The 22579-nt window shown below is 46.6% G+C and carries 20 protein-coding genes and 1 riboswitch; of the genes, 8 read left to right on the top strand and 12 right to left on the bottom strand.

The window, feature by feature from the left end:
* Positions 1-41 precede the first annotated feature (41 nt).
* The 3 genes from ACOQOZ_RS21030 (at position 42) to ACOQOZ_RS21020 (ending at position 3141) form a co-directional block, all read left to right on the top strand.
* Positions 42-1337, top strand: a complete 1296-nt coding sequence (locus ACOQOZ_RS21030; RefSeq protein ID WP_420590112.1) for an MFS transporter — start codon at positions 42-44, stop codon at positions 1335-1337.
* Positions 1338-1374: 37 nt separating this feature from the next.
* Positions 1375-1764 (top strand): ribonucleotide reductase subunit alpha, encoded by a 390-nt coding sequence (locus ACOQOZ_RS21025; RefSeq protein ID WP_420590111.1) that lies wholly within the window; start codon positions 1375-1377, stop codon positions 1762-1764.
* Between the two features lie 204 nt (positions 1765-1968).
* Entirely contained in the window at positions 1969-3141 is a 1173-nt protein-coding gene (locus ACOQOZ_RS21020) for a hypothetical protein (RefSeq protein ID WP_420590110.1), read from the top strand.
* A gap of 256 nt (positions 3142-3397) precedes the next feature.
* Here the strand turns inward: ACOQOZ_RS21020 and ACOQOZ_RS21015 are convergent, their stop codons facing one another.
* The 6 genes from ACOQOZ_RS21015 to ACOQOZ_RS20990 all read right to left on the bottom strand — a co-directional run bounded on the left by ACOQOZ_RS21015 (position 3398) and on the right by ACOQOZ_RS20990 (position 8780).
* Entirely contained in the window at positions 3398-3793 is a 396-nt protein-coding gene (locus ACOQOZ_RS21015; RefSeq protein WP_420590109.1) for an ectoine synthase, read from the bottom strand.
* 37 nt (positions 3794-3830) lie between these two features.
* Complete coding sequence (gene ectB / locus ACOQOZ_RS21010) at positions 3831-5096, bottom strand: diaminobutyrate--2-oxoglutarate transaminase (protein ID WP_420590108.1); 1266 nt, start codon at positions 5094-5096, stop codon at positions 3831-3833.
* A 24-nt stretch (positions 5097-5120) separates the two neighbouring features.
* Complete coding sequence (ectA, locus tag ACOQOZ_RS21005) at positions 5121-5660, bottom strand: diaminobutyrate acetyltransferase (protein WP_420590107.1); 540 nt, start codon at positions 5658-5660, stop codon at positions 5121-5123.
* A gap of 313 nt (positions 5661-5973) precedes the next feature.
* Positions 5974-7158, bottom strand: coding sequence for an NO-inducible flavohemoprotein (hmpA, locus tag ACOQOZ_RS21000; RefSeq protein ID WP_420590106.1), 1185 nt, complete (start codon positions 7156-7158; stop codon positions 5974-5976).
* Positions 7159-7222: 64 nt separating this feature from the next.
* Positions 7223-8470: an NnrS family protein gene (locus ACOQOZ_RS20995; RefSeq protein ID WP_420590105.1), complete on the bottom strand. Its 1248-nt coding sequence runs from the start codon at positions 8468-8470 to the stop codon at positions 7223-7225.
* 7 nt (positions 8471-8477) lie between these two features.
* Positions 8478-8780 (bottom strand): hypothetical protein, encoded by a 303-nt coding sequence (locus ACOQOZ_RS20990; protein WP_420590104.1) that lies wholly within the window; start codon positions 8778-8780, stop codon positions 8478-8480.
* Positions 8781-8989: 209 nt separating this feature from the next.
* On the opposite strand from ACOQOZ_RS20990, the gene norR reads away from it, so the two are divergent.
* From norR to moaB, 4 genes are all read left to right on the top strand, one after another.
* A complete protein-coding gene (gene norR / locus ACOQOZ_RS20985; RefSeq protein WP_420590103.1) occupies positions 8990-10609 on the top strand; it encodes a nitric oxide reductase transcriptional regulator NorR in 1620 nt (539 codons plus the stop codon).
* Positions 10610-10711: 102 nt separating this feature from the next.
* Positions 10712-10850: riboswitch (molybdenum cofactor riboswitch) on the top strand.
* Positions 10851-10904: 54 nt separating this feature from the next.
* Positions 10905-11882 (top strand): GTP 3',8-cyclase MoaA, encoded by a 978-nt coding sequence (moaA, locus tag ACOQOZ_RS20980; protein ID WP_420592442.1) that lies wholly within the window; start codon positions 10905-10907, stop codon positions 11880-11882.
* Positions 11883-11884: 2 nt separating this feature from the next.
* Positions 11885-12574: a molybdenum cofactor guanylyltransferase gene (gene mobA, locus ACOQOZ_RS20975; protein ID WP_420590102.1), complete on the top strand. Its 690-nt coding sequence runs from the start codon at positions 11885-11887 to the stop codon at positions 12572-12574.
* Positions 12575-12592: 18 nt separating this feature from the next.
* Positions 12593-13138 carry a molybdenum cofactor biosynthesis protein B gene (gene moaB, locus ACOQOZ_RS20970; protein WP_420590101.1) on the top strand — a complete coding sequence of 182 codons (546 nt, stop codon included), beginning with the start codon at positions 12593-12595 and terminating at the stop codon, positions 13136-13138.
* A 102-nt stretch (positions 13139-13240) separates the two neighbouring features.
* Here moaB and ACOQOZ_RS20965 read toward each other — a convergent pair whose 3' ends face one another.
* The 4 genes from ACOQOZ_RS20965 to narL form a co-directional block, all read right to left on the bottom strand.
* Entirely contained in the window at positions 13241-13456 is a 216-nt protein-coding gene (locus ACOQOZ_RS20965; RefSeq protein ID WP_420590100.1) for a transposase, read from the bottom strand.
* A gap of 75 nt (positions 13457-13531) precedes the next feature.
* Positions 13532-16696: an N-6 DNA methylase gene (locus ACOQOZ_RS20960; RefSeq protein WP_420590099.1), complete on the bottom strand. Its 3165-nt coding sequence runs from the start codon at positions 16694-16696 to the stop codon at positions 13532-13534.
* A 699-nt stretch (positions 16697-17395) separates the two neighbouring features.
* Positions 17396-18640 carry a molybdopterin molybdotransferase MoeA gene (moeA, locus tag ACOQOZ_RS20955; protein WP_420590098.1) on the bottom strand — a complete coding sequence of 415 codons (1245 nt, stop codon included), beginning with the start codon at positions 18638-18640 and terminating at the stop codon, positions 17396-17398.
* Between the two features lie 28 nt (positions 18641-18668).
* A complete protein-coding gene (gene narL, locus ACOQOZ_RS20950) occupies positions 18669-19319 on the bottom strand; it encodes a two-component system response regulator NarL (RefSeq protein ID WP_420590097.1) in 651 nt (216 codons plus the stop codon).
* A 391-nt stretch (positions 19320-19710) separates the two neighbouring features.
* Between narL and ACOQOZ_RS20945 the strand changes: the two genes are divergently transcribed.
* Entirely contained in the window at positions 19711-21366 is a 1656-nt protein-coding gene (locus ACOQOZ_RS20945; protein ID WP_420590096.1) for an MFS transporter, read from the top strand.
* A gap of 136 nt (positions 21367-21502) precedes the next feature.
* Here the strand turns inward: ACOQOZ_RS20945 and ACOQOZ_RS20940 are convergent, their stop codons facing one another.
* Complete coding sequence (locus ACOQOZ_RS20940; protein WP_420590095.1) at positions 21503-21925, bottom strand: GNAT family N-acetyltransferase; 423 nt, start codon at positions 21923-21925, stop codon at positions 21503-21505.
* 148 nt (positions 21926-22073) lie between these two features.
* Positions 22074-22559, bottom strand: coding sequence for a CBS domain-containing protein (locus ACOQOZ_RS20935; protein ID WP_420590094.1), 486 nt, complete (start codon positions 22557-22559; stop codon positions 22074-22076).
* Between the last annotated feature and the right edge of the window lie 20 nt (positions 22560-22579).

Raw genomic sequence — 22579 nt, 5'->3', positions numbered from 1 at the left:
AGCCAAACCAGTTTTTATGATCACAGCAACCGGGGAGCGCCATGACAGCTAACGCGAAACAAGCATTAATAATGGCAACCCTGGCGTTTGCAGCGAATTTTTCAGTCTGGACGTTATTTGCGGTACTGGGTGTTCATCTCGCCCCCACATTAGATATCAGCGCCACCCAATATGGCTTATTGATCAGCGCCCCGATTATTACCGGCGCCCTGTTGCGCTTACCTGCCGGAATCTTGTGTCAGTATTTTTCCACCAAAAAATTGTTTGTTATTCAGATGGCTTGTTTGATTCCACCACTGATGATGCTGAACCATATCAACAGCTTTCAGGGTTATGTTATTGCCGGTCTGCTACTGGGTATATCCGGCGTGTCGTTTACCATCGGTATCAGTTATGTATCCGCCTGGTTCGAAAGCAAACAACAAGGCACCGCCATGGGTATCTTCGGAGCGGGAAATTCAGGGGCTGCAATCACCTTGCTGTTAACGCCGCTGGTGATTGAACACCTGGGGCTGGAAATGGTTGGGCCAGTATTTTCCCTGGGCACCATTGTTATGATTTTGTTGTTTATCTGGCTGGCACCATCAAGCGAAAAAAGTATTCAGAAATCTCAACCGCGTTATACCCACGTGGCTATCACAGAACACCTGAAGCCACTTAAGTCGGCCAACGTCTGGATGTTCGGGCTGTATTATTATTTTGTGTTTGGCTCTTTTCTGGCGTTGTTATTGTGGCTGCCACAATATTATATCGACGTGTACAAACTCTCTTTATCCCAGGCGATGGCCTGGACACTGGTATTTGCCACAACCTCCAGTTTAATCCGTGCGATTGGTGGTTGGTATGCAGACCAGTATGGCGGCCGCAGTGTTAACTGGAGCGTGTTCTGGATTTGTATCGTCTGTCTGTTCTTCCTCAGCTATCCACCCACCACCATGGTAATTCACGGTGTGGAAAAAGACGTACCGGTTTCATTTCAGATAAACCTGTGGGTTTTTAATCTGCTGATTCTGATTGTTGGCCTGGCCCAGGGCTTTGGCCGCGCTTCGGTTTATAAAATCATTAACGACTATTACCCCTATCAAATGGGCAGTGTTGGTGGCGCTGTTGCCATGATTGGGGCATTGGGAGGCTTTACCCTACCCATTCTGTTTGGCCTGGCAATCGACATTGGCGGCGTACATACCGCCTGCTTTATGTTGCTGTACGGGCTGTGTGCCGCCTGCATGATTGTGATGTATTTCGCGATGAAGTCTGAGAAGTACAAACACCGGATGGAAGATGCACTGAATAACGATTTCCTGATTCAGGTACGCAAAAGTAATTTAATTAAGTAGTAACAGCCGGAGTATACGCCGGACGGAGATATAGCCGATGAAATCTGTATTTAACGATTTATTAGAAATGACCCGACAACAGCCTGAGCCACAACGGCTGCTGTTTTTGTTCGCGCAAACGGAAGACACCAAAGGAAAAATCAAAAAGCACCAGCGCGGCAGCATCAGCCCGGTGATGTGTGTTGATAAACTGCCGCAGGAACTGAGTGATTTCAGCAGCCTGAAATCAGAAGCCGACAGCGTCAGTAAAAATTGGGATTTTATCTTTATTGCCGGTTTAAGCGGCAGCAATGGTGAAGCGCCGAGCAGCGATGATGCCGAGCCTTATCTGAATAAAATGACTAACGATTTAGCCAATGGCCAGGATTTAAGCCGTTATGTGGTTATTAATCGTGATGAACAGGCGATCGAAATTGCACCATTCTGATTATTGATACAAACACTCTTTCGTTAAAAAATCCGCCCGGTTAATTCCTGGCGGATTTTTTTATTCTTAATAGATAATGTCTGATAACAACATATACCCCTGAATAAGTAGCCGCAGACATTCCTTGATTTCGGTCAAAAAGTTATTCCACTTTCGTCCTAATCTGGGTTGCAAATACCGCCGACCAATTAAAAGGTAATTGCAATGAAGAAAACGATTCTGGCCACTACTGTCTTAGCAACGTCACTGGCTGGCGCCACATCGGTACAGGCTGACGCCGTCACTGACGCAATCAAAGCAGGTAAAACCACCATCAGCCTGCGTCTTCGCAACGAAAACGTTGAGCGTGACGTTGATACCAACGATTCAGCCAACGCCGCAACATTACGCACTCGCCTGACCTACCAGTCAGCGGATATTGCCGGTATCAGTGTATTGGCCGAGGTTGATAATGTTACCGCTTTAACAGACACCAACTATAACGATGGGGTGAATGGTAAAACCACCGAGCAGAAAATTATTGATCCGGAATACACCGATGTTAACCAGTTCTATTTCCAGTATAAAAATGCGGAGACTACAGTAAAACTTGGTAATCAACGTATTTTGCTGGATAACCAGCGTCATGTGGGTGGTGTTGGCTTCCGCCAGAATGAGGCAACCTTTGATGCCATCTCGGTAACCAATACCTCAATTCCTGACACTAAAATTTATCTGGCTGGTTTTAACAACCGCCATACCATTACCGGTGCGGATACCTTAGAAGATGGTTTCCTCGGTAACGTTAACTACAAAATGGGTAAAGAGTTAAGCCTGACGGGTTATACCTACCTGCTCAACGACATTGGTGGCACCACCGACTTTAACACCTATGGTTTACGCGCTACGGGTGCCGTTAATATCGCCGTGTATGAAGTTGAATACGCTATTCAGAATAAAGAAGTGGCAGGCGCTGATTTTGACACCAGCTATTACAACGTTGCAGCCGGTGTAAAACTGGATGGCGTCACGGTAAAACTGGGGCAGGAATTACTTGGCAGTGATGATGGCAAAGCTGCCTTCGCCACACCATTAGGCACCAACCATAAATTTAATGGCTGGAGCGATAACTTCCTTGGCGGCAATGGCAATGATGGCTTCGAAGATACCTACCTGAATGTCGTAACCAAGGTTGCCGGATTAAAACTGGTTGGCCAGTATCACAGCTTCGCCGGTGACAACAGTGGTGATGATCTGGGTTCGGAATATGGCTTTGTGGTCGCCAAGAAGATCAACAACTACAGTCTGAGCCTGAAAGCATCACAATACGATGCGTCGGATAAATCAGGCAAAGCAGATACCACAAAAGTCTGGTTAACTGCGACAGCGAAATTCTGATCGGCAATGCAGGGAGCCTAGCGGCTCTCTGTTAACAACCGATTTCCCTTTTTCTGACTCCCATCAGAAATCTCCTGTAAGTTCAGGCGGGAGCCTCCGGTTACAGGACAGGGCTGTTTGATAAGCCCTGGTTGTATGCTGAATACCTCTCTCAGCACCCGCTCATCAGAGCAAGCTTGGGCCAGCGTTCACCTGGCCCTTTTTTATTTTTGGCTCTGTTTATTTCTGACCCTGTTTTATTTTTGACCCAGTTTGATTAATCAATCGTTTCCGCTTCCAGGGCGTAAACGCCATTTTCATCGTGAACTTCTTTACCGTTTAACGGCGGATTAAAAACACACGCCATTTGCATATCTTCGTTGGCACGCAGCAGATGCTTATCATGCTTGTCGAGAATATACAGGGTACCTGGCTCAATCTTATAAATTTTGCCATCGTCACAGGTTTCGACTTCCCCGCTGCCACTGATGCAATAAACCGATTCCAGATGATTCTGGTACCAGATTGGCGTTTCCGTGCCCGCAAAAATGGTGGTGATATGAAATGAGAATCCCATGTTGTCATCTTTTAACAACATACGAACCGATTCCCAGGTGCCACCATTAATGGCACGGTTAGAGCTTTTACACTCATCTAAGGTACGAACAATCACAATAAAACCCCAATTACTCTTTTATTCACTGGCCGGATTAACTGGCCTGGGAAACATCTTTTGATAAAGCATCAGCGATACAGCCGGATAAAATATCCAGACCACGATCCAGCACCTCATTTTCGATGGTCAGTGGCGCCAGTACTTTCACTACCTGGCCTTCTGAGCCACTGGTTTCAATCACCAGATTGCGCTTAAAGGCCAGTTCCGTAACAGCATCCGCCATATCGCCGGACTTAAACTCCAGCCCCTGCATAATGCCTTTGCCTTTATGCTTTAGCTGACCACCGTGTTTCGCCTGAATTTCTTTTAATCGTGCCTGCAAATGAGCGGCTTTTTTCTGCACATCGCGGGAGAACTGATCGTCAGACCAATAATGCTCCAGTGCCTGACGCGCGGTAATAAAAGCATGATTATTACCCCGGAAAGTCCCGTTATGTTCACCCGGCTTCCAGCTATCAAGCTGCTCTTTTAATAAAACAATCGCCATCGGCAAACCGTAACCACCTAAAGATTTAGATAAGGTGATCACATCGGGTTCGATACCAAAATCTTCGAAGCTGAAGAAGGTACCACTGCGACCACAACCCGCCTGAATATCATCAACAATTAATACCATATCGTAGCGACGGCAGATTTCCTGAAGGCGTAACATCCATGCTTTACTGGCAACGTTTAAACCACCTTCGCCCTGGATGCACTCAACAATAACACCGGCCGGATGACCCAACCCGGAAGACTGATCTTCCAGCGCCTTTTCGAAATATTCCAGCGTATCAAAGTCACCAAGGTAACCGTCATACGGCATAAACTGCACACCCGGTAATGGCATACCTACCGATTCTTTGTATTTCTGGTTGGCTGTCACTGCAACGGAACCCTGGGTTACCCCATGAAAACCGTTGGTAAAAGAAACAATGGTGTGGCGACCGGTATTTTTGCGTGCAATTTTTAATGCCGCTTCAACCGCGTTGGTCCCGGTCGGGCCGGTAAACTGCACGCGGTACTCCATCTTGCGAGGTTTAAGAATACGTCGATGAAATGACTCCAGAAATGCCTGTTTGGCATTGGTGTGCATATCCAGACCATGGGTCATGCCATCAGAATTGATGTAATCAACCAGTGCTTGCTTAAACTTCGGGTTGTTGTGGCCGTAATTCAGCGTTCCGGCACCACCAAGAAAGTCGATGTACTCCTTCCCTTCACTATCGGTTAACAATGCATTTTGTGCCTTGGTAAATACCACCGGAAAAGCACGGCAATAACCTCGAACATTCGATTCCAGCTGATCAAAAATTTCCATATTAAACCTCTTCGTGAGAGTGTTTTAAAAAAGTGTGAAGGGACCAATAACTACTAACTCTTCACTGTCGTGTTCGCCAGAAAAGTGTTGGTGTTTATCGAAAAATGATTTGTTGGTTAGCGGTGCGCCAAGATTCAGAGCAAAACGCTTAAAAGTGTTCCAGGACGCCTTGTTATCCGCCGTGATGGTAGTGTGCAGATACGTCACATTTCCAACCCGGCGCACCAGCTGCTCCAGCATCTGGCTGGCCAGACCTTTACCGCGCTGGCTGCTATCCACCGCCACCTGCCAGACAAACAAGGTGTTCGCTTGTTGAGGTAAACGATAACCGGAGATAAAGCCCACCAGCTCACCGTCCACTTCCGCAGCAATACTGGTATCACTGAAATGGCTGCACTGCAGCAGATTGCAGTACATAGAATTCTCGTCCAGTGGTTTACAACGCTGAACCAGGCGGAATACCTCACTGCCGTCGGATGGCTGCGGACAACGGAAATGGTACTCGGACGTCATGACAGGCTGAGTGCCCTGCTCGGGCAAAGAAAAATCGGATGTTGGGCTCACAGAGTCCATGGGATACAGAGTGACGCTTACCGGAAAATACCGTTACGCCCTCAAATTTGCTTAGTGTTCTAAATATAATACCGAGGCAAATATTATTTACAACCCTAAGTATTTTTTCAAAGCAATGTAGACAAACAATCCAATAATGTTGATTGAATGGCCATTCAACCAAGAAAATCTGATTAGAGCACTAAGCTTTCAGCGTAATCTGCCCTTAGACTCATTATTTAGTGCTGTATATTTTCGAGTTCAAAACAGCTGAGGTGCACCCAGTGAGTGCACCCGCTTCATCAGGGTTTTATCAGGCTAACCATCACAGATCTTCATGAGGGCCGAATACTTCGTAGTGAATGCGTGAATCATCCACCTTCAGCGCCAGCAATTGCTGTTTGGCGAAGCTCATAAAACCGGTTGGGCCACACAAATAGAAATCACCGTCAGCAAGCGGCAAATCATCAATCAGAGAAATATCCATATAACCGTGGAACGTATTTTCCACTTCCGGCGCTTCCGCCTGATACCAGCTGTACAACGTCAGGTTCAGATCTTTCGCCAGATTCTGGTTGGTTTTACGGAAGCTGTGCTGTCCTGGGTTTTCACAGGCATGCAGGTAATACACCAGACGTTGCGGATTTTCTGCAGCGACGGTTTCCAGCATCGCCTGCATCGGTGTTAAACCGACACCAGCAGAAATTAACACCAGAGGTTGCTCGCCACTGTGCAGATAAAAATCCCCCGCCGGAGCGTACAAGGTAACCCGCTCACCCAAACGTAAGTTATCGTGCAGATAATTCGAAACCACACCGGGACGACCTAAAATTTCGCGCTTAACAGAGATCTGATAACGATCAGATTGCGCAGCCGATGATAATGAATACTGGCGTATTTCCCGATATTCACTGCCCTCTGGCTGTACCTCAATACCGATGTACTGGCCAGGCAAATAGGCCGCAACCTGGCCGCCATCGGCCGGTTCAAATACCAGTGTTTTTACCAGTTCCGATTCGATGCGCTTCTCGGTTAAAACAAATTCCCGGCCATTTTCCCAACCACCCGGCAGCTCTGAATTCTGTTGATAAATCTGCTGTTCACGACCTATAAAAATATCGGCCAGTTGCTGGTACGCCAGCCCCCAGGCTTCTTCGATTTCGGCGGTAAACTGATCCGGCACCAGCTCACGTAAGGTTTCCAATAAGTGATGACCAACAATCGGATAATGCTCAGCAAGAATATTCATACTGCTGTGTTTTTGCGCAATCCGCTCCACCATTCCTAACAGAACTTCCGGTGTATCCAGGTGTTTGGCATAAGCAGCAATAGCAGAAAACAAGGCAAATTGCTGGCGCCCGGAGTGTTGGTTGCTCATATTAAAAATATGCTGAACTTCCGGATTATCACGAAACATACGTTTATAGAAATGCTCCGTCACCGCCGGGCCTGCACTTTCTAACAGTGGCACGGTACTTTTAACAAGATCGATATGATGTTGAGATAACATATAATTTCCAATGTATTGCTGAGTAAAAAAATTTATTTATTGCCCACTCGAACGGCGGGCTGTTTTATCGTTGCTTTAATATCGGGTAATAGACGTAACAGAACAGTGCAAAGGCGATTGCCCAACACACTGCGGATACGTTCCATCCCCATAAAGACAGTTGAAACAGCGGAAAGACAAAACGCACAGCGGCACCGATAAAAATCAGCAGAAACGCCAGCGTCATTAGTCTTCCAACCATCAATGGCCGTCCGGTATGGCCAAGAGAAACCCGGCTGATCATCGCCAGAATCATGCCGCCCAGAGTGCCCACAGTAATCAGATGAAAAGCATCACCACGGCGTATCAGACTGGTTTCCTGACTAATGGCAACCAGCACCAGACCGGCCCCAAGGAAAAAATACGAACCGTGTAATGACCACAACAACGGAATCCTGATCGTGCTGAACGGCGCCCACAGCGATTGTCGGTATAAGTGCAATACACCAACCAGCGCCAACAGCCATTCCGGCTGAAAGAACTCATTGCGAAAGATGTCCAGCCAGCCACTGAATAAAAAGCAAAAAGCCGCCGTCAGTGAAATAAATAACAAACTGATGTCCAGTTTTTCGTTAGCACGCACCTCCGCCTGAATGCCTGCCATACGACAACCATTACGGGTAAACATCGGAATAACCCGCCCTGCCACTACAGAAACAATGACACCAAAAAACAGGATAACGCTCTGGCCAATATGCAGTGCTTCGTTAAAGAAATTGCCGTAAGCCAGATAAATAAACAGCAGGTTTAAACAAGCGATAACGCTTAATAAAGGCAAAAACAGATAATTCCGCTGACTGCGTGCACGAATTAACAGGCGGGCAAAAAAGCCAATCACCAGAGCCCACCAGCTGAATTGCAACAGCAAGACAAGCAGCATCAGCGTTTGATTAACCGGCCACCAGGGCTGCCAGATAACAACACGAAGCGCCAGCCAGATTCCTGCCAATACCATCAGCGGTTTGCCGTGCAGGCTGCGTAAATTTGTCCAGGTCTGAACGGCGGTTAATAAAAAACCCGCAGCAACCGTTAATGCAAAACCAAACACCATCTCATGGATATGCCACAACACCGGACTGAACACCGGCTTCCAGCTGATAACGGAATTTAACAGCGCCGCCCATAACAAAACCGCGATCACCGAAAAGCCACTGGCCAATAAAAACAACGGCCGGAATGCCAGATCCCAGATTGGCGCGGAAGCATGCAATAAAGACTGGCCAGCCGATGAGGTGGTATTGGCAGCCGATAAAGGAATACTGCGTTGAGTCATCTGCGCACTACTCCTTCGCGGCCAGTTCATTGCTGGCAAACGCCTTTAATCCGGCAAAGCGATTTAAAGCGATGGAACGCATGATGTAGCCAAACTTCACCATGGTGGCGAACAACAAGGTGCTGATATGAGCAAACACTTGCACCGACATAGAAAACCAGTGGGCATAGGTATAACTGGCCAACACCGACAACAAAGTAAAAATCAGGCCAAAAATCATGCCCCAGTTACCGGCCACCAACAGGCAGTGAAACTGACGGGCATTGTGAATATCGGGACGTTGGCCACCCAGGTGAAAATGTGAGTACATACATAAACCTCGACTTATCAGTGCAAAATTAACTGCTTATGCCCGGGTTATAGCGAAGGCTATGCCAAACTCATTTATTCGTTATATTTCAACAACTTAACGATTTCACCCTGTAGTAAAAGAGTCATAATGACTACAAAACAAATGTGTCATATCGACTACAAAGTGCTATAAAGACTCTTATCGAATACATACTCTGAGAGGCTGTTATGAGCCCAATCTCACTCAACGCCCTGATCGAACTGGCCATCGATTTAAGCCACAGCCTGGTCAACGACGATCGTTTCGAACGTCTGCTGACCCATATCCGTAAAGCCATTAACTGCGATGCGGTGGTGTTATTAACCCTGCAAGGTGAGTTCCTCAAACCACTGGCGCAACAAGGCCTGACGACCGAAGTACTGGGCCGTCGTTTTGAGATTCAGCAACATCCGCGTTTTATTGAAATCTGTCAGGCGAAAACACCGCTGCGCTTTGACAGTGAATCCGAACTGCCCGACCCCTATGACGGTTTATTGCTGGCCATGGAAGGCGATTTACCGGTGCATTCCTGTATGGGCCTGCCATTGCTGTTTGAAGGTAATTTGATTGGGGTATTAACCCTCGACAGCCTGACCCCTAACGAATTTGACGATATTCCCGCCCGAACGCTGGATATTATTTCTGCCATTTCTGCTGCGGCATTAAAAAATGCGCTGACACTGGAGCTGTATCAGCGCGATGCCAGCCATGCCCGGGCGGTGGTGGAAGAACTCACCCAGGAAGCATTAACTAAAGACGGCGGTGAACTGATTGGCGACAGCGAGGCGATGTCGCGGTTAAAACAGGAAATTCAGATTGTTGCCGGATCGGACTTTACCGCCTTAATTCAGGGAGAAACCGGTGTAGGTAAGGAACTGGTTGCCCGTACCATTCATCAACAATCAAACCGCAATAACGGCCCACTGGTGTATGTGAACTGTGCCGCCCTGCCAGAGAACCTGATTGAAAGTGAATTATTTGGCCATGTAAAAGGCGCCTTTACCGGTGCCAGCCAAAATCGTTCAGGTAAATTCACCATTGCCAATGGCGGTACCTTATTTCTCGATGAAATTGGTGAAATTCCGCTACAGGTGCAAAGCAAATTATTACGCGCGCTGCAAAGCCAGGAAATTCAGCCGGTTGGCCAGGATAAAACCCATAAAGTGGATGTGCGTATCATTGCGGCGACGAATCGCGATTTACAGCAAGAAGCCGAAAACGGAGATTTCCGCGCCGACTTATATCACCGTTTAAGTGTGTACCCACTCACCGTGCCGCCGTTACGTCAGCGCAAACAAGACATCGTGTTATTGAGTGGTTATTTTGTTGAGCTAATGCGCCGTAAGCTTGGCTTGCAACAAATTAAGTTTGCCGCAGAAGTGATTCCCTACCTTAACCGTTACGACTGGCCCGGTAATATCCGCGAGCTGGAACATTGCATTAACCGCGCGGCATTAAAAGCCCGCAGCCGCAGTGCAGTGAACGAAGCGATTATTGCCATTAACCGCAATGATATTGGCCTGCTGCAAACAGATCACGAATTACCAACCAGCTCTGATAGCTATTCGAACCAAACAACGGCCCCTGATGCAACAAACCCAACTGTAGTAAGCCCAAGAACAAGAGAGCCGGTTAATAATCTGAAACAAGCCACCGAGCAGTTTCAGCGTCAGTGTATTTTACAGGCATTGGAATCCAGTAATGGCAACTGGGCCGCGGCGGCGCGCCAGCTGGATATGGATCGGGCTAATTTGTCGCGACTGGCAAAACGTCTGGATATTCAGGTCGTACGCTCAATAAAAGGCTGACATAAATCAAATCTACCCCATTAGGGGTAGCCATTTTACCCCCTCGCAGTAATTGGACTGGCAACCTCCTTCCCTACAATAGAGAGACAAATACAGGTTTAAAAATACAGTAAACGCCGAGCTTCTTTTCCTAACTCCCGCACAGCCAGACAGCTGCCGGGACAATGGAAACTAAGCCGATGGGTCAGATGGGAAACCGCCTGGCCTCCCGGGTTTGGAAAGGTGTTCCATGAAAAATTCTGATTATGCGCTGGGTGAAGCCAGCAGCAGTCATATCACAGACCGGCAGATGTCGTTGAGCAATTTCCACGATGGTTTCCAGCGCCAGTTCAGCTACCTGCGTTTATCCGTAACCGACGTATGTAATTACCGCTGCAATTATTGCCTGCCTGATGGTTACCAATGTGACGACAAACACGACAACCTGAGCCTGACAGAAATCCAGACCCTGGCGCAGGTATTCGCCAATCATGGCACCCGTAAAATCCGTATTACCGGTGGTGAACCGGTGATTCGTAAAGACCTGAGCGACATTATCCGGGTGGTGAAATCCACACCGGGTATCGAAGACGTCGCCTTAACCACCAACGGTTATAAACTCGAAGAGAAGGTAGAGTTCTGGTTCGATGCCGGACTGGATGGCTTAAATCTGAGTATCGATAGCCTCGACCCACGGGTATTCCAGACCATTACCGGCCACGATCGCTTAAAAGAGATTTTACGCGGCCTGGATAAAGCCATTTGTCTCGGCTTTAAACGCATCAAAGTGAATGCGGTGTTATTAAAGTCTTACAACCTGCAGGAATTCGATACTTTTCTCAGATGGCTGAAACATATGCCCATCAGCCTGCGCTTTATTGAATTGATGCAAACCGGTGACAACGGTGATTATTTTCAGCAAAACCACGTCAGTGGTGAAGACATTAAACAACGACTGTTAACCCAGGGCTGGCAGTTAAAAAAGAAAGGGCCACTGGCCGGGCCTGCGCAGGAATTTGAGCATCCGGATTACCTCGGTTCCATGGGCCTGATTATGCCGTACAGCAAAGACTTCTGTAACAGCTGCAATCGCTTGCGTATTTCTTCTTCCGGTAAATTACACACCTGCTTATTTGGTGATGGCGGCTACGATTTGCGCAGCCTTATTCAGCATAACGATCAGGCCGCTATCGCTGATGAAATTCAGCAACAATTGCTGGATAAAAAAGCCAGTCATTATCTGCAGCAAGGGTACTCCGGTTCTACCCATCACCTGGCCATGCTGGGAGGTTAGTTATGGTTAACGGTATTGATACATGCGAAGTACGGGCGCTATTACTGGCGGGTGGTCAATCGAGCCGTATGGGCACCGATAAAGCGTTATTGGCGCGTCAGCATAAACAAGCGAATAGTGCTCAGCAGCACAACCAGACTCAGCTGAGTTATATGCTGGAATTATTATCCCAGCTGGGCTTAAAGGAGGTGTTGTTAAGCCGTAATCCGCACCAGCAGGATGATCAGCATCACAACCCGACATTAGCCAGGATTTCGGATAACTTCGACAATGGTGGGCCGCTGGCGGGGATTGAAGCTGCCATGGCTTATTGTCTGCAGCAACCAGAGCCGGGAAAAGCCCTGCTGGTTGTACCGGTCGATTTACCGCTACTGACCGAACGTACACTGCGTTATTTATTATCCCAGGGGCAAGCCAGAAATCAGGCCTGTTATTTCCGCAATCATTTTCTGCCGCTGTTTTTGCCTCTGTCTCCGCTGCATCACCAATTAATCGCTAAACGTCTGATGCTGGCCAGCGCTGGCGAAAAGCACCAGGGACTATCGATCAAAAACCTGTGCCAGCAGATTGAAGCGAATGCGCTGGTTGCACCACACAGTCAATCATTAATTAACACCAATACCCCGCAACAATGGCAACAAGCTGGCTTTTGTTTGCGCCCTTCTTTGTACCTGGCTGACAAAGCCAGCTGACGTTTTATCGAGGTTTTTATGGGTCATAAAATTACAACTGAATTTGAACCGCTGCATCTGGCGGTGTTAACCGTGTCTGATACCCGCTCTCTGGATAATGATACCAGTGGCCAGTTACTGGTGGACAATTTACTGGAAGAAGGCCATCAGCTGGCCGACCGAAAAATAGTGGTCGACGATATCTATCAGATTCGTGCGGTGTTATCGAACTGGATTGCCGACGGCGACGTGCAAGGCGTATTAATTACCGGCGGTACCGGTTTTACTCAGCGTGATTCTACGCCGGAAGCGGTACGTCCGTTATTGGACAAAGAAGTGGATGGTTTTGGCGAGTTGTTCCGCCAGATCTCGTATGAGCAGATTGGTACATCGACGATCCAGAGCCGTGCGATTGCAGGCCTTGCGAATGGCGTGATTATTTTCTGTATGCCGGGTTCGACCAATGCTTGTCGTACCGCCTGGGAGTCGATCATCCGGCCACAGCTGGATGCACGCCAGGGGCCGTGTAATTTTGTCAATGAGCTGAAGCGCTCAGTAACACCGGCTTGTTCTAGCCGGGGGTGATGGCTTGCGTTGCTTATATGCCGGATGACACTTCGTTTATCCGGCCTACGCAACATTTTTCTGCTGATAAAATCGAACATTGTAGGGTGGATAAGCGAAGCGTCATCCACCGTTGAGTTTATTTAATGGCGCCACTCTCTCCCAGCCATACGCTTTCCTGGCACGATTTTTCCTTTCTGCTATCGTGAAAGCATGAATGTCGAGCATATTGGCAACTTCTTGAACCTGAATGCCTGTAGTCAAGCTTAAATGTACAGCTTTTACTTTAAATTCGTTTGAATATTGCCAGGTCTTTCTAGAATTGTCGTACTTGGGCATTGGACACCTCAATCTTGGTTAGATTTTGGTGTCCGTTTTATCGGGGTAAGGTCATTTTCCGAGTGCAGCAACTCGTTATACCTGCATACCTAAAATAACTTTCTCAGATAGCAGGTTAACCTCATCCAGCTTTTTATCTCGTAGCTGCTTGTCTGTAACCTCATGTATTTTCTTAACTTTTTCTGCAATAGCCTTAGAAAGGCTACACTTACTGTCGAACCTTGGTAACTCCATGTGCTTAAAAATATTACTTACTTGAATACTAATTGTATGGCTTTCAACATATTGAGTAACTATGTCAGAATTAAGCAGGCCGCATAAATAGTAAGCTTCATCCGCACTGCTACAATCGACGAAATACACTTTATGATCCGGAACGTACGGCCTAGACCCAACCAATGGCACACCTTTTGATGAGGCTACTGCCGCCTTAAAAGTACCGCTCTGCTCAGCCCACATAACTTTATATGGTGAAAAACTATAGCTACCGACATTGTAGATATGATAGAACGCATATTTAGACAACCTTGCCTTATACGTTGACCTACCCAGAAGATGACCTTTGTATGACTTAAAGTATTTAAACGATTTTGGCAGATCATTTTCTACATTATCCTCGGCATCTAATAAATACTTCTTTGTAATCCCTTTATTAGGTACAAAAATATATAACTCAGATTTAGGAGAAAAGAAACATGAGTCAAAATCTGCAGCGCCTTTAACAAGCGGAAATAGGAGATCAGGCTCTACCCAAAATTTCTTTGCTGGACCTATATCTTTTTTCCCTGCATTAGGTCTTGTTTCAATTTGAACAAGCCCAGTAGATGAATTTACATCTAGTATCTCGACCATATAAATTCCATTAAGATCCGCAGTAACTCCTTTCCTACCTGAAATCCAATCCGATTTTCCACGAATACATTCAGTTTTCTCAAAACAGCCTGGCTTCATTATTGCCCAGGGAGATCGAGAATCCCCCACAGGGTTCGCTTCATATGGCACAACATCAACACCGACACCAACTTCACTTAATTTCGCATGCTCATTAATTGCCTTTTTAAATCCTGGCCGTGCTTTCCAGATATTATATTTGACGGGATAAGCGTCCTCTAATCCATTTTTAGTCTTAATAAATGAAGCAATAACCGTTTTGTTTGCAGCATCTGGAAAGGGCTTTAATAACTTTAGATCTTCAACTTTCTCAGGTTTCAAATAGTACTCACTATCTATTTTGAAAGATCTAAACCCTTGAGATGAAGGAGATTGAAAATGTGTCTGGGTTATCACAAATACAAGCCTTCCATTATCTTTCAGCCACTTATCAGAAACCGTGTAGGATATCATTCCTGAAATATCTAGCTCATTCCCTCCATGAAATTTTGTTTCCGAAAATATCTCGTATTGTTCACAGGTCGGCTTTACTTTTTCTCTGTAATCAATTGGTAATGCAGACCATCGAACCCACGGAGGGTTACCCAATATTAGATCAAATTCTCCTGCCGTCGCGGACCAAAAGAAGTTTCTAACTATCCTAAACCAAATACCATTCCAATCCTTTCTATGAAGAGCCAAAACTCGATTATATGTATCTCCCAATAGACTTGACCACTCACGCAAGTCTTCATTTTTTAATATTTTTCTTCTTTTTAATTTAAATTCAACAGCATCATATTCCATATTACCATCTACACATTCAGCCATTATTCCAAAAACTTTATCGAGTAAGGTTCTGTCTAAGGCTAGTTCGGATGGCAATGTTATTAATAGGTCTGCTGTTTTACTTCCAATCCTGTATTCAACTACATCTTCTGTTGAAAGAGGATCTCTTGCTGGCGAATAGACGCTATCAGCTAATAGGACAGGAATCTCAATCTCTTTAGATTTACATTTAGCGATCAAATCCGATATTGAAATCAAAAAATTAACTCTAGCCGCTTGAACAGCCAAGGGGTTTAGGTCAAACCCCCAAACCGACGAGGTTAACATATCGATAGTATCTTCTGGTGAAAGACCCGACTTTTCTGCTTCCAATCTTTTTCTTTTTACTGCATTTAGCAGAAACGAACCAGATCCACATGTTGGATCAAGCACTTTTTTGTCAAGCCAATCTTCTACACCTGCCGTTTCTGCAGTTTTCTCCACAAGCCAATCAGGGGTATAAAACTCTCCTAGACTTTTTCTTAATACATCAGGGACTAATGATTGATATAATCCCTTCAAAACATCTCGAGACCTAGCTCCATCAAGGTTATCAAATCTATAAAGTGAAAGTTGTATAAGAGCATCCCTTATCGCTTCAATTACATCCCGCTTATCACTGCCTCCTGTTACGTCTAAGTACCAGGAGAATATAGCCTCCTCAATAAAACCTTTAATTTCAGCGGACTCGAAAAGTCCACTCTTCTCAACATCCTCAGACAAAGCATTTAAAAGGTCTTGATCAGAACAAGTTGCCAAGTTCCCACAAAAATCACGATACTGCGTAAGGTCTAAATAAGATACGATCTCTGCACCAATAAGCTTCATTACCAAAGCATTGTAGGTATGAATAACAAAAAGCAGGCCTGAAGTTTTTTCTTTACCAATATCGGGAATAGAGAAATTTAACTGTTTATTTATTTTAGATAATTGCTCGGCAGTCAGATTTGAGACCTGACCGAACAACGATTGCCATTCTTGAAATAGCATTTTTATTTTGTTGTTTTTATCGCTTTTAAAATTTACAGATAGCTCTTTAGATAGAGCCCCCATTAACTTTATACCAACATCTGAATCATGCCCAAAATCTTCAATAAGATTTTGGGATGTTAATGCCCTGCGAGTTGATCCCTCCAAGCATTTTGCTACTTTTTTTACAGATACTGGAGAAAATGGCATTAAGTCCTGATGCCTAATAATTCCATTTTCAACATAGCAAAAAACGATATGATCTCCATCTGTAGCAATTCCTGTATAGTCTCCCTCAGGGATTGATTCTTCCTTAGACTTTCTAACAATATATTTTTTTAGTCTATCTTCTACAGCCTCTGAAAACTTGGCACTCGATGTCTTCCCACGGAACAACCCCTTAGACTTCAGTTCTATAATGACCTGATTGTAAGACAGGTCATTTTTATCTCGTTCAGCATTAAACTCAACTCCAAACTTGGAGAAGGCCTTAATCCAAGCACCTCGGAGCTCCTCTTCATTTTGACAGTTTAAAGAGAATTTCTCTAACTCTTCGTATAACTTTGAATACATCTATATCTTTCTTTAAAATTAAGTAAGTATTAGCGAACAATAAATTTTTTAGACATAACGCCCACATCTAAGGCATGCCGACACAGCTGGACTACACCGAGCAGCGCTCGTTCTGTGCCCGACCTACTACTCTAAATCGGTCTGCAAATCAGAGATGTATCGGACACGATAATCTTTGAATAGCAGACTAACACAACTCAGATATCAACTAAACGCGATGAAACGAACTTAAAGAAAATACTCCACTGGCCGCCTAGGACAGATCGAGCGAGCAACCTAGCAAGGAAAGGAAGTTAGACCAGGGATTTAGCATATTGAACAAACAACAAAGCTGGCTCGATATACGTACCGGCTTTTAGTAATTTACGCGTGAAAAGCTTGGATTGAATGAAACGTCGTGAGAAGCATAGAACACTTATTCGTCCTCCCCCTACAAGACCACCCACCTTCCAAGATTCATCATCTTACAAGCTCGAAGAGACTCTTCTCACACTCGGATATAAAACTGATTTCAAACTGAAACCTTCCTGGCAGGATATTCCCTTCGGCAGGCATGCACAGCACACAACCTGTTTATTTACTGTTACGAAAAATATCACCAATAACCGTATCAGACAAACAAAAAAAGCCATTGCGCCGTGCTTTAACCTGAGTAGCACTTCACAATGGCTTTTTAAATTCTTCCGAGCGCTGAAGAATTCAGCTCACAATGCTATCAAACGGCTCCACAATCACAGTCTCACCCACTTCAACACTGCCACGCTGCTGCTCAAGAATGATGTAGCAGTTCGCCAGGTTCATCGAAGTCAGCATGCCGGAGCCCTGGCTGCCGGTAGTCACTACCGTCATATTGCCCTGCTCGTCCGTGCTGTAGATGCCACGTTGAAAATCGGTACGACCCGGCGCTTTCTTAATGGCACAACCGGCTTTGGCAGCAATCCGCAGTGAAGTTTGGCTTTCCTGGCCACTGATTTTATTCAGCATAGGTACACCCAGCTGATGCATGGTCACCAGTGCCGATACCGGATTGCCCGGCAGTCCGATAAATACGCTGTCGGGTAAGAAGCCAAACGCAAACGGCTTGCCCGGCTTAATGGCTAATTTCCAGAAGGCGATTTCACCCAACTCATCCAGTACGTCTTTGACAAAATCCGCTTCACCAACCGATACACCACCGGAGGTGATCACCACGTCGGCCACTTCGTTCGCCTGACGGAACGCAGAACGCAGCGTTTCCAGATCGTCCGGTAAAATTCCGAAGTTAGTGATTTCGGCATTCAGTTTGTGCAGTACCGCTGAAATGGTATAGCCGTTGCTCTCGTAGAACTGCCCGGCTTCCAGCGTCTCACCCGGCTTTTTCAATTCGTCACCGGTTGATAACACCGCCACCCGCAAACGGCGAATAACCCGCACTTCCGCCAGCCCCAGGCTGGACAGTAAGCCAATATCAGCGGCACGCAGTTTACGGCCGGGCTCAAATACCACCTGACCAACGGCAATATCTTCACCGGCATTACGTACGTGGCTGCCGCTGCGCACTTCGCGTTGCAGCGTTACCTGAGCGTCATTGGTCGCATCAACCGTTACCTGCTCCTGCATGATGACGGCGTCGGCACCGGAGGGGATCTCAGCGCCCGTCATAATGCGTACACACTCGCCTGCGCCAACCTGGCCGGTGAATGGGTGACCAGCAAAGGATTTTCCAACCAGCGTCAGCACAGCGCCTTCTGCGCCGTCACTGCCGCGAATGGCATAGCCATCCATGGCGGAGTTATCAGCCGGTGGGATATTCAGGGCACTGCTGACGGGTTCTGCAATCACCCGCCCTAATGCTTCTTCAATGCTAACCAACTCGGTTTCGGTAATTGGTTTCAGTCCAGCTAACAACTGCTCCAGAGCCTGATCTAATGGCGTCAGGCCGGGAGCGCTACAGCAGTCATTCATACAAACGGTCACTCATTCAAGACGGTTGTTATTTACCGACCTGCTTCTGGTTCACCACCCATACGGCGGCTTCAACACGGCTGCGCAGGTTCATTTTTTTCAACAGGTGTTTGACGTGTACTTTAACCGTTCCGTCGCTGATATTCAGCTCCCGGGCAATCAGTTTATTACTCATACCTTTGGCGATCAGTTGCAGGATTTCCTGCTCGCGGGTAGTGAGGGTGTCGTACAGGTTGGAATCGTTTTTCTGCGGATGACGTAACGCCGTGGCCAGTACTTCAGTGAGACGATCGCTGATCACCATCTTGCCGAGCACCGCCTGCTTGATCTTCTCGACCACGTCTTCCGGCTCCATGTCCTTCAGCAAATAGCCATCGGCACCACCGGTAATCGCGGCCACCACGTCTTCATCCTGATCGGAAACAGAATACACCACGATGCGTGATGCCAGCGATTGCTCGCGGATTTTCGCCAGGGTTTCAATGCCATTCATATCCGGCATATTTAAATCGAGAATAATCAGATCGGGCTCGTGTTCCAGCGCCAGAGGAATGGCTTCGATACCACTGCTGGCTTCGGCGATGAGTAATAATTCATCCTCCATTTCGATCAGCTGGCGTAACCCTTTTCGTAGCAACGGATGATCATCAACAATCATCACTGTGGCTTGTTCTGACATAATCTGCCCCCTGTAATTCTGTCGCTGCTGGTTTTGTGTTTGCCTATCCTATGGCGACTCTTATGCTGCTGTAAGCCGTGTTTCATCCACCCTTGATGTGCATCAAGTATTACATAAACCACCAGTATGCTGGATTTACCCTAAGTAGCAACTTAGGTATCCCTTTTGGGGTATTTTCTTTTAATTACCCACTTACCTTAGGGGCAAAAATCCGGGCAGAGTTTCGGCTTTTTTCGCTTTTTTTAATCCACTGAGTTATTGCCGGCGATTATTTAAGGTTTTTTTCTGTTTTTCTTCTTCACCGCCCTACCCCTTGTGAATTATTGCTGGCTCAGACACGGCTTCGCATAGTGGCAAATACAGTTTCATAAAAGGCAATGAGGAGAAATTCATGTCTGACTCTCTCAACAACGCAGGAATTGCCCCAACCCAGGGAGCAAAGTCCGGCGATATAAGCCAATGGGACCCGGAGGATAAAAGCTTCTGGGAATCCACCGGGAAAAGTGTCGCTAACCGTAACTTGTGGATTTCGATTCCGAGTTTATTGTGTGGCTTCGCCGTCTGGCTTTATTGGGGCATTATTACGGTTCAGATGCTGAACCTGGGCTTCCCGTTTGCGAAATCTGAATTATTCACCCTGATGGCCATCGCCGGTTTAACCGGTGCCACCTTACGTATTCCCAGCAGTTTCTTTATTCGCCCGTTTGGCGGCCGTAACGTTATCTTCTTTACCACTGCACTGTTGATGATTCCGGCGGTTGGTACCGGTATTGCGCTGCAGGATCAGAACACACCATTATGGGTGTTCCAGTTACTGGCATTATTGTCGGGTTTTGGTGGCGGTAACTTTGCCTCTTCCATGAGTAACATCAACTTTTTCTTCCCGAAAGAGAAGCAAGGTTTGGCGCTGGGCTTAAACGCCGGTTTAGGTAACTTTGGTGTGACCACCATGCAGATTCTGGTGCCATTATTTATGACCTTTGCCGCGTTTGGTGGCGACCCGATGATTCTGCAAAATACTTCCGGTACCTTAATTGGTAAAATTCCTGCCGGTTCTGAAACCTATATTCATAACGCCGGTTTTGTCTGGTTGCTGGCATTAATTCCACTGGCGGTGGCGGGCTGGTTTGGTATGAATAATATTCGTGCGCCACACGTTTCTCCAGAAATTCCATCACCTGTGGGTGCGTTCGCTGGTATCAGTGGCATGCTACTGGTCGGCTTCCTGACCGCGACGTTTGGTCTGTGGTTGTTATTACCTGAAAAAGTAAACGGTTCCGGTTTTGGTGTACCAAAAGAAATCGTGCTGGTGATTGTGGTGGTTTCCACCGTATTCCTGCTGAAGCGTATTCCGGGTGCCATTGGCCAGACACTGGATCGTCAATATCAGATCTTTAATAACAAACACACCTGGGTAATGAGTGTGATCTACACCATGACCTTTGGTTCTTTTATCGGCTTTGCTGCGTCTTTCCCGCTGTCGATTAAAGTGATCTTCGGTTACCAGCATCTGATGGTAGATGGTGTGATGACTCACGATACCGCTAACCCGAATGGCCCAAGTGCACTGATGTACGCCTGGATGGGCCCGTTTATTGGTGCTCTGATTCGTCCTCTGGGCGGCTGGATTTCCGATAAAGTTGGTGGTGCCTTAGTAACCCAAGTGTGTTCTGTTGTGATGGTAGGCAGCGCTTTGGGTGTGGCTTATTACATGCAGCTGGCTTACCAATCAGCAACTCCGGAACAATATTTTGTACCTTTCTTCCTGTTGTTCCTGACTCTGTTTGCAGCAACCGGTATTGGTAACGGCTCGACCTTCCGTACTATCGCCATGGTGTTTAACAAAGAACAGGCTGGTCCGGTGCTGGGTTGGACTTCTGCAATCGCTGCTTACGGTGCCTTCTACATCCCGAAAGTACTGGGTGAACAGATTAAAGCGACCACTCCTGAAGTGGCACTAATTGGCTTTGCGGTGTTCTACGCGGTGTGTATTTTTATTAACTGGTGGTTCTACCTGCGTAAGAGTGGCGAATTCTATAATCCATAGAAAACACTTCACTCTCGCTTAAGAAACTAAAAAACCCGCCAATTGGCGGGTTTTTTAATTTATCGCAACCGTATTATTTAATAATACCGATTCATCTGGCTCCCACGCGGAGCGTGGGAGCTAGAATATTTAAATACTAATGCTCAGTACCGGCATACACCCACATAGGTTCCGTCTGACCTGCACGCTCAAAACCTAACGCTTTATAAAACTCCACCGCTTCACCGTCGGCGGTTAACATTTGCTGATGAAAATCGCCGTACACGGTTTGTAGCGCCTGCATCATTAACCGACCAATGCCCTGACCATGGCATTCAGGGTGCACCAGCATATGTGGGTAATAGACCACCAGATGGCCGTCAGAGATGGCGTTACCAATCCCCACCAGCTTACCGTTTAGTCGTGCCGTCACCAGCGAGTGTGAGTTGCGTAGCGCTGCCAACAGCTGCTCTGGTTTATCGGCCGACGACCATTGATTGGCACGATACAAATCGATGACTTCAGATTGCTCAATCGAGTCGTTCAATGATATTTGCGCCGACGCTGACTCAGTATTCATGCTTGCGATACCCTGATGACAATATTAATAAGATACGAATATATCACGTGATTGACAGTAAATAACCGTGAATGATCGTGAATAAAAAACAGCCATAAAAAAGCCCCAACGATGTGGGGCCTTCAGAACAGGTAAAAAAGCATAACCATCAGTCGTCGACCAACGCCTGGAGGATATTTGATGTCGATAACACACCCACCATCATATTGTCGCGGGTGACAAATACCCGGTGGATTTTACTGGCCAGCATCAGCTTAATCACTTCATTAACCGCCGTTGTTTCTTCCACTTTAATCACGTGAGGTGTCATCACCTGGTTAACGGTGCAGTTTTCATCGGCTTTTTTCGCTAATGCTTCAACATCCGCTTCGGTGTATTCCACGCCAGCAAACTCGGCATAGACATCGCGCACCATCTGCTTCTTTTCCTGCTGGCTCTGACTGTCGAAATGAATCACATCCGAACTGCTGACCACACCCACCAGTGAGTGATCGCTGGCGATCACCGGCACACCGGAAATACAGTGTTTTACCAGAAATGACGATAAGCGTTTGATTGACCAGCCTTCATAGGCAGTAAGCACCTCGGTGGTCATAATATCTTTTGCCGTTAAATGACTCAGACTCTCAACCATAACGTTCTCCTTTTCAGTTT

The organism is Bacterioplanoides sp., assembly GCF_965219715.1.
In the GTDB taxonomy this organism is placed as follows: domain Bacteria; phylum Pseudomonadota; class Gammaproteobacteria; order Pseudomonadales; family Oceanobacteraceae; genus Bacterioplanoides.
Note: the sequence above shows the minus strand (reverse complement) of the source record. Positions and strands in the feature narration are given on the sequence as shown.

Bases quoted from the DNA above. Each gene is read 5' to 3' on its own strand.
- ACOQOZ_RS21030 (WP_420590112.1), top strand. From the start codon at position 42: ATGACAGCTAACGCGAAACAAGCATTAATAATGGCAACCCTGGCGTTT.
- ACOQOZ_RS21025 (WP_420590111.1), top strand. From the start codon at position 1,375: ATGAAATCTGTATTTAACGATTTATTAGAAATGACCCGACAACAGCCT.
- ACOQOZ_RS21020 (WP_420590110.1), top strand. From the start codon at position 1,969: ATGAAGAAAACGATTCTGGCCACTACTGTCTTAGCAACGTCACTGGCT.
- ectB (WP_420590108.1), bottom strand. From the start codon at position 5,096: ATGGAAATTTTTGATCAGCTGGAATCGAATGTTCGAGGTTATTGCCGT.
- hmpA (WP_420590106.1), bottom strand. From the start codon at position 7,158: ATGTTATCTCAACATCATATCGATCTTGTTAAAAGTACCGTGCCACTG.
- ACOQOZ_RS20995 (WP_420590105.1), bottom strand. From the start codon at position 8,470: ATGACTCAACGCAGTATTCCTTTATCGGCTGCCAATACCACCTCATCG.
- ACOQOZ_RS20990 (WP_420590104.1), bottom strand. From the start codon at position 8,780: ATGTACTCACATTTTCACCTGGGTGGCCAACGTCCCGATATTCACAAT.
- norR (WP_420590103.1), top strand. From the start codon at position 8,990: ATGAGCCCAATCTCACTCAACGCCCTGATCGAACTGGCCATCGATTTA.
- mobA (WP_420590102.1), top strand. From the start codon at position 11,885: ATGGTTAACGGTATTGATACATGCGAAGTACGGGCGCTATTACTGGCG.
- moaB (WP_420590101.1), top strand. From the start codon at position 12,593: ATGGGTCATAAAATTACAACTGAATTTGAACCGCTGCATCTGGCGGTG.
- ACOQOZ_RS20965 (WP_420590100.1), bottom strand. From the start codon at position 13,456: ATGCCCAAGTACGACAATTCTAGAAAGACCTGGCAATATTCAAACGAA.
- ACOQOZ_RS20960 (WP_420590099.1), bottom strand. From the start codon at position 16,696: ATGTATTCAAAGTTATACGAAGAGTTAGAGAAATTCTCTTTAAACTGT.
- moeA (WP_420590098.1), bottom strand. From the start codon at position 18,640: ATGAATGACTGCTGTAGCGCTCCCGGCCTGACGCCATTAGATCAGGCT.
- narL (WP_420590097.1), bottom strand. From the start codon at position 19,319: ATGTCAGAACAAGCCACAGTGATGATTGTTGATGATCATCCGTTGCTA.
- ACOQOZ_RS20945 (WP_420590096.1), top strand. From the start codon at position 19,711: ATGTCTGACTCTCTCAACAACGCAGGAATTGCCCCAACCCAGGGAGCA.
- ACOQOZ_RS20940 (WP_420590095.1), bottom strand. From the start codon at position 21,925: ATGAATACTGAGTCAGCGTCGGCGCAAATATCATTGAACGACTCGATT.
- ACOQOZ_RS20935 (WP_420590094.1), bottom strand. From the start codon at position 22,559: ATGGTTGAGAGTCTGAGTCATTTAACGGCAAAAGATATTATGACCACC.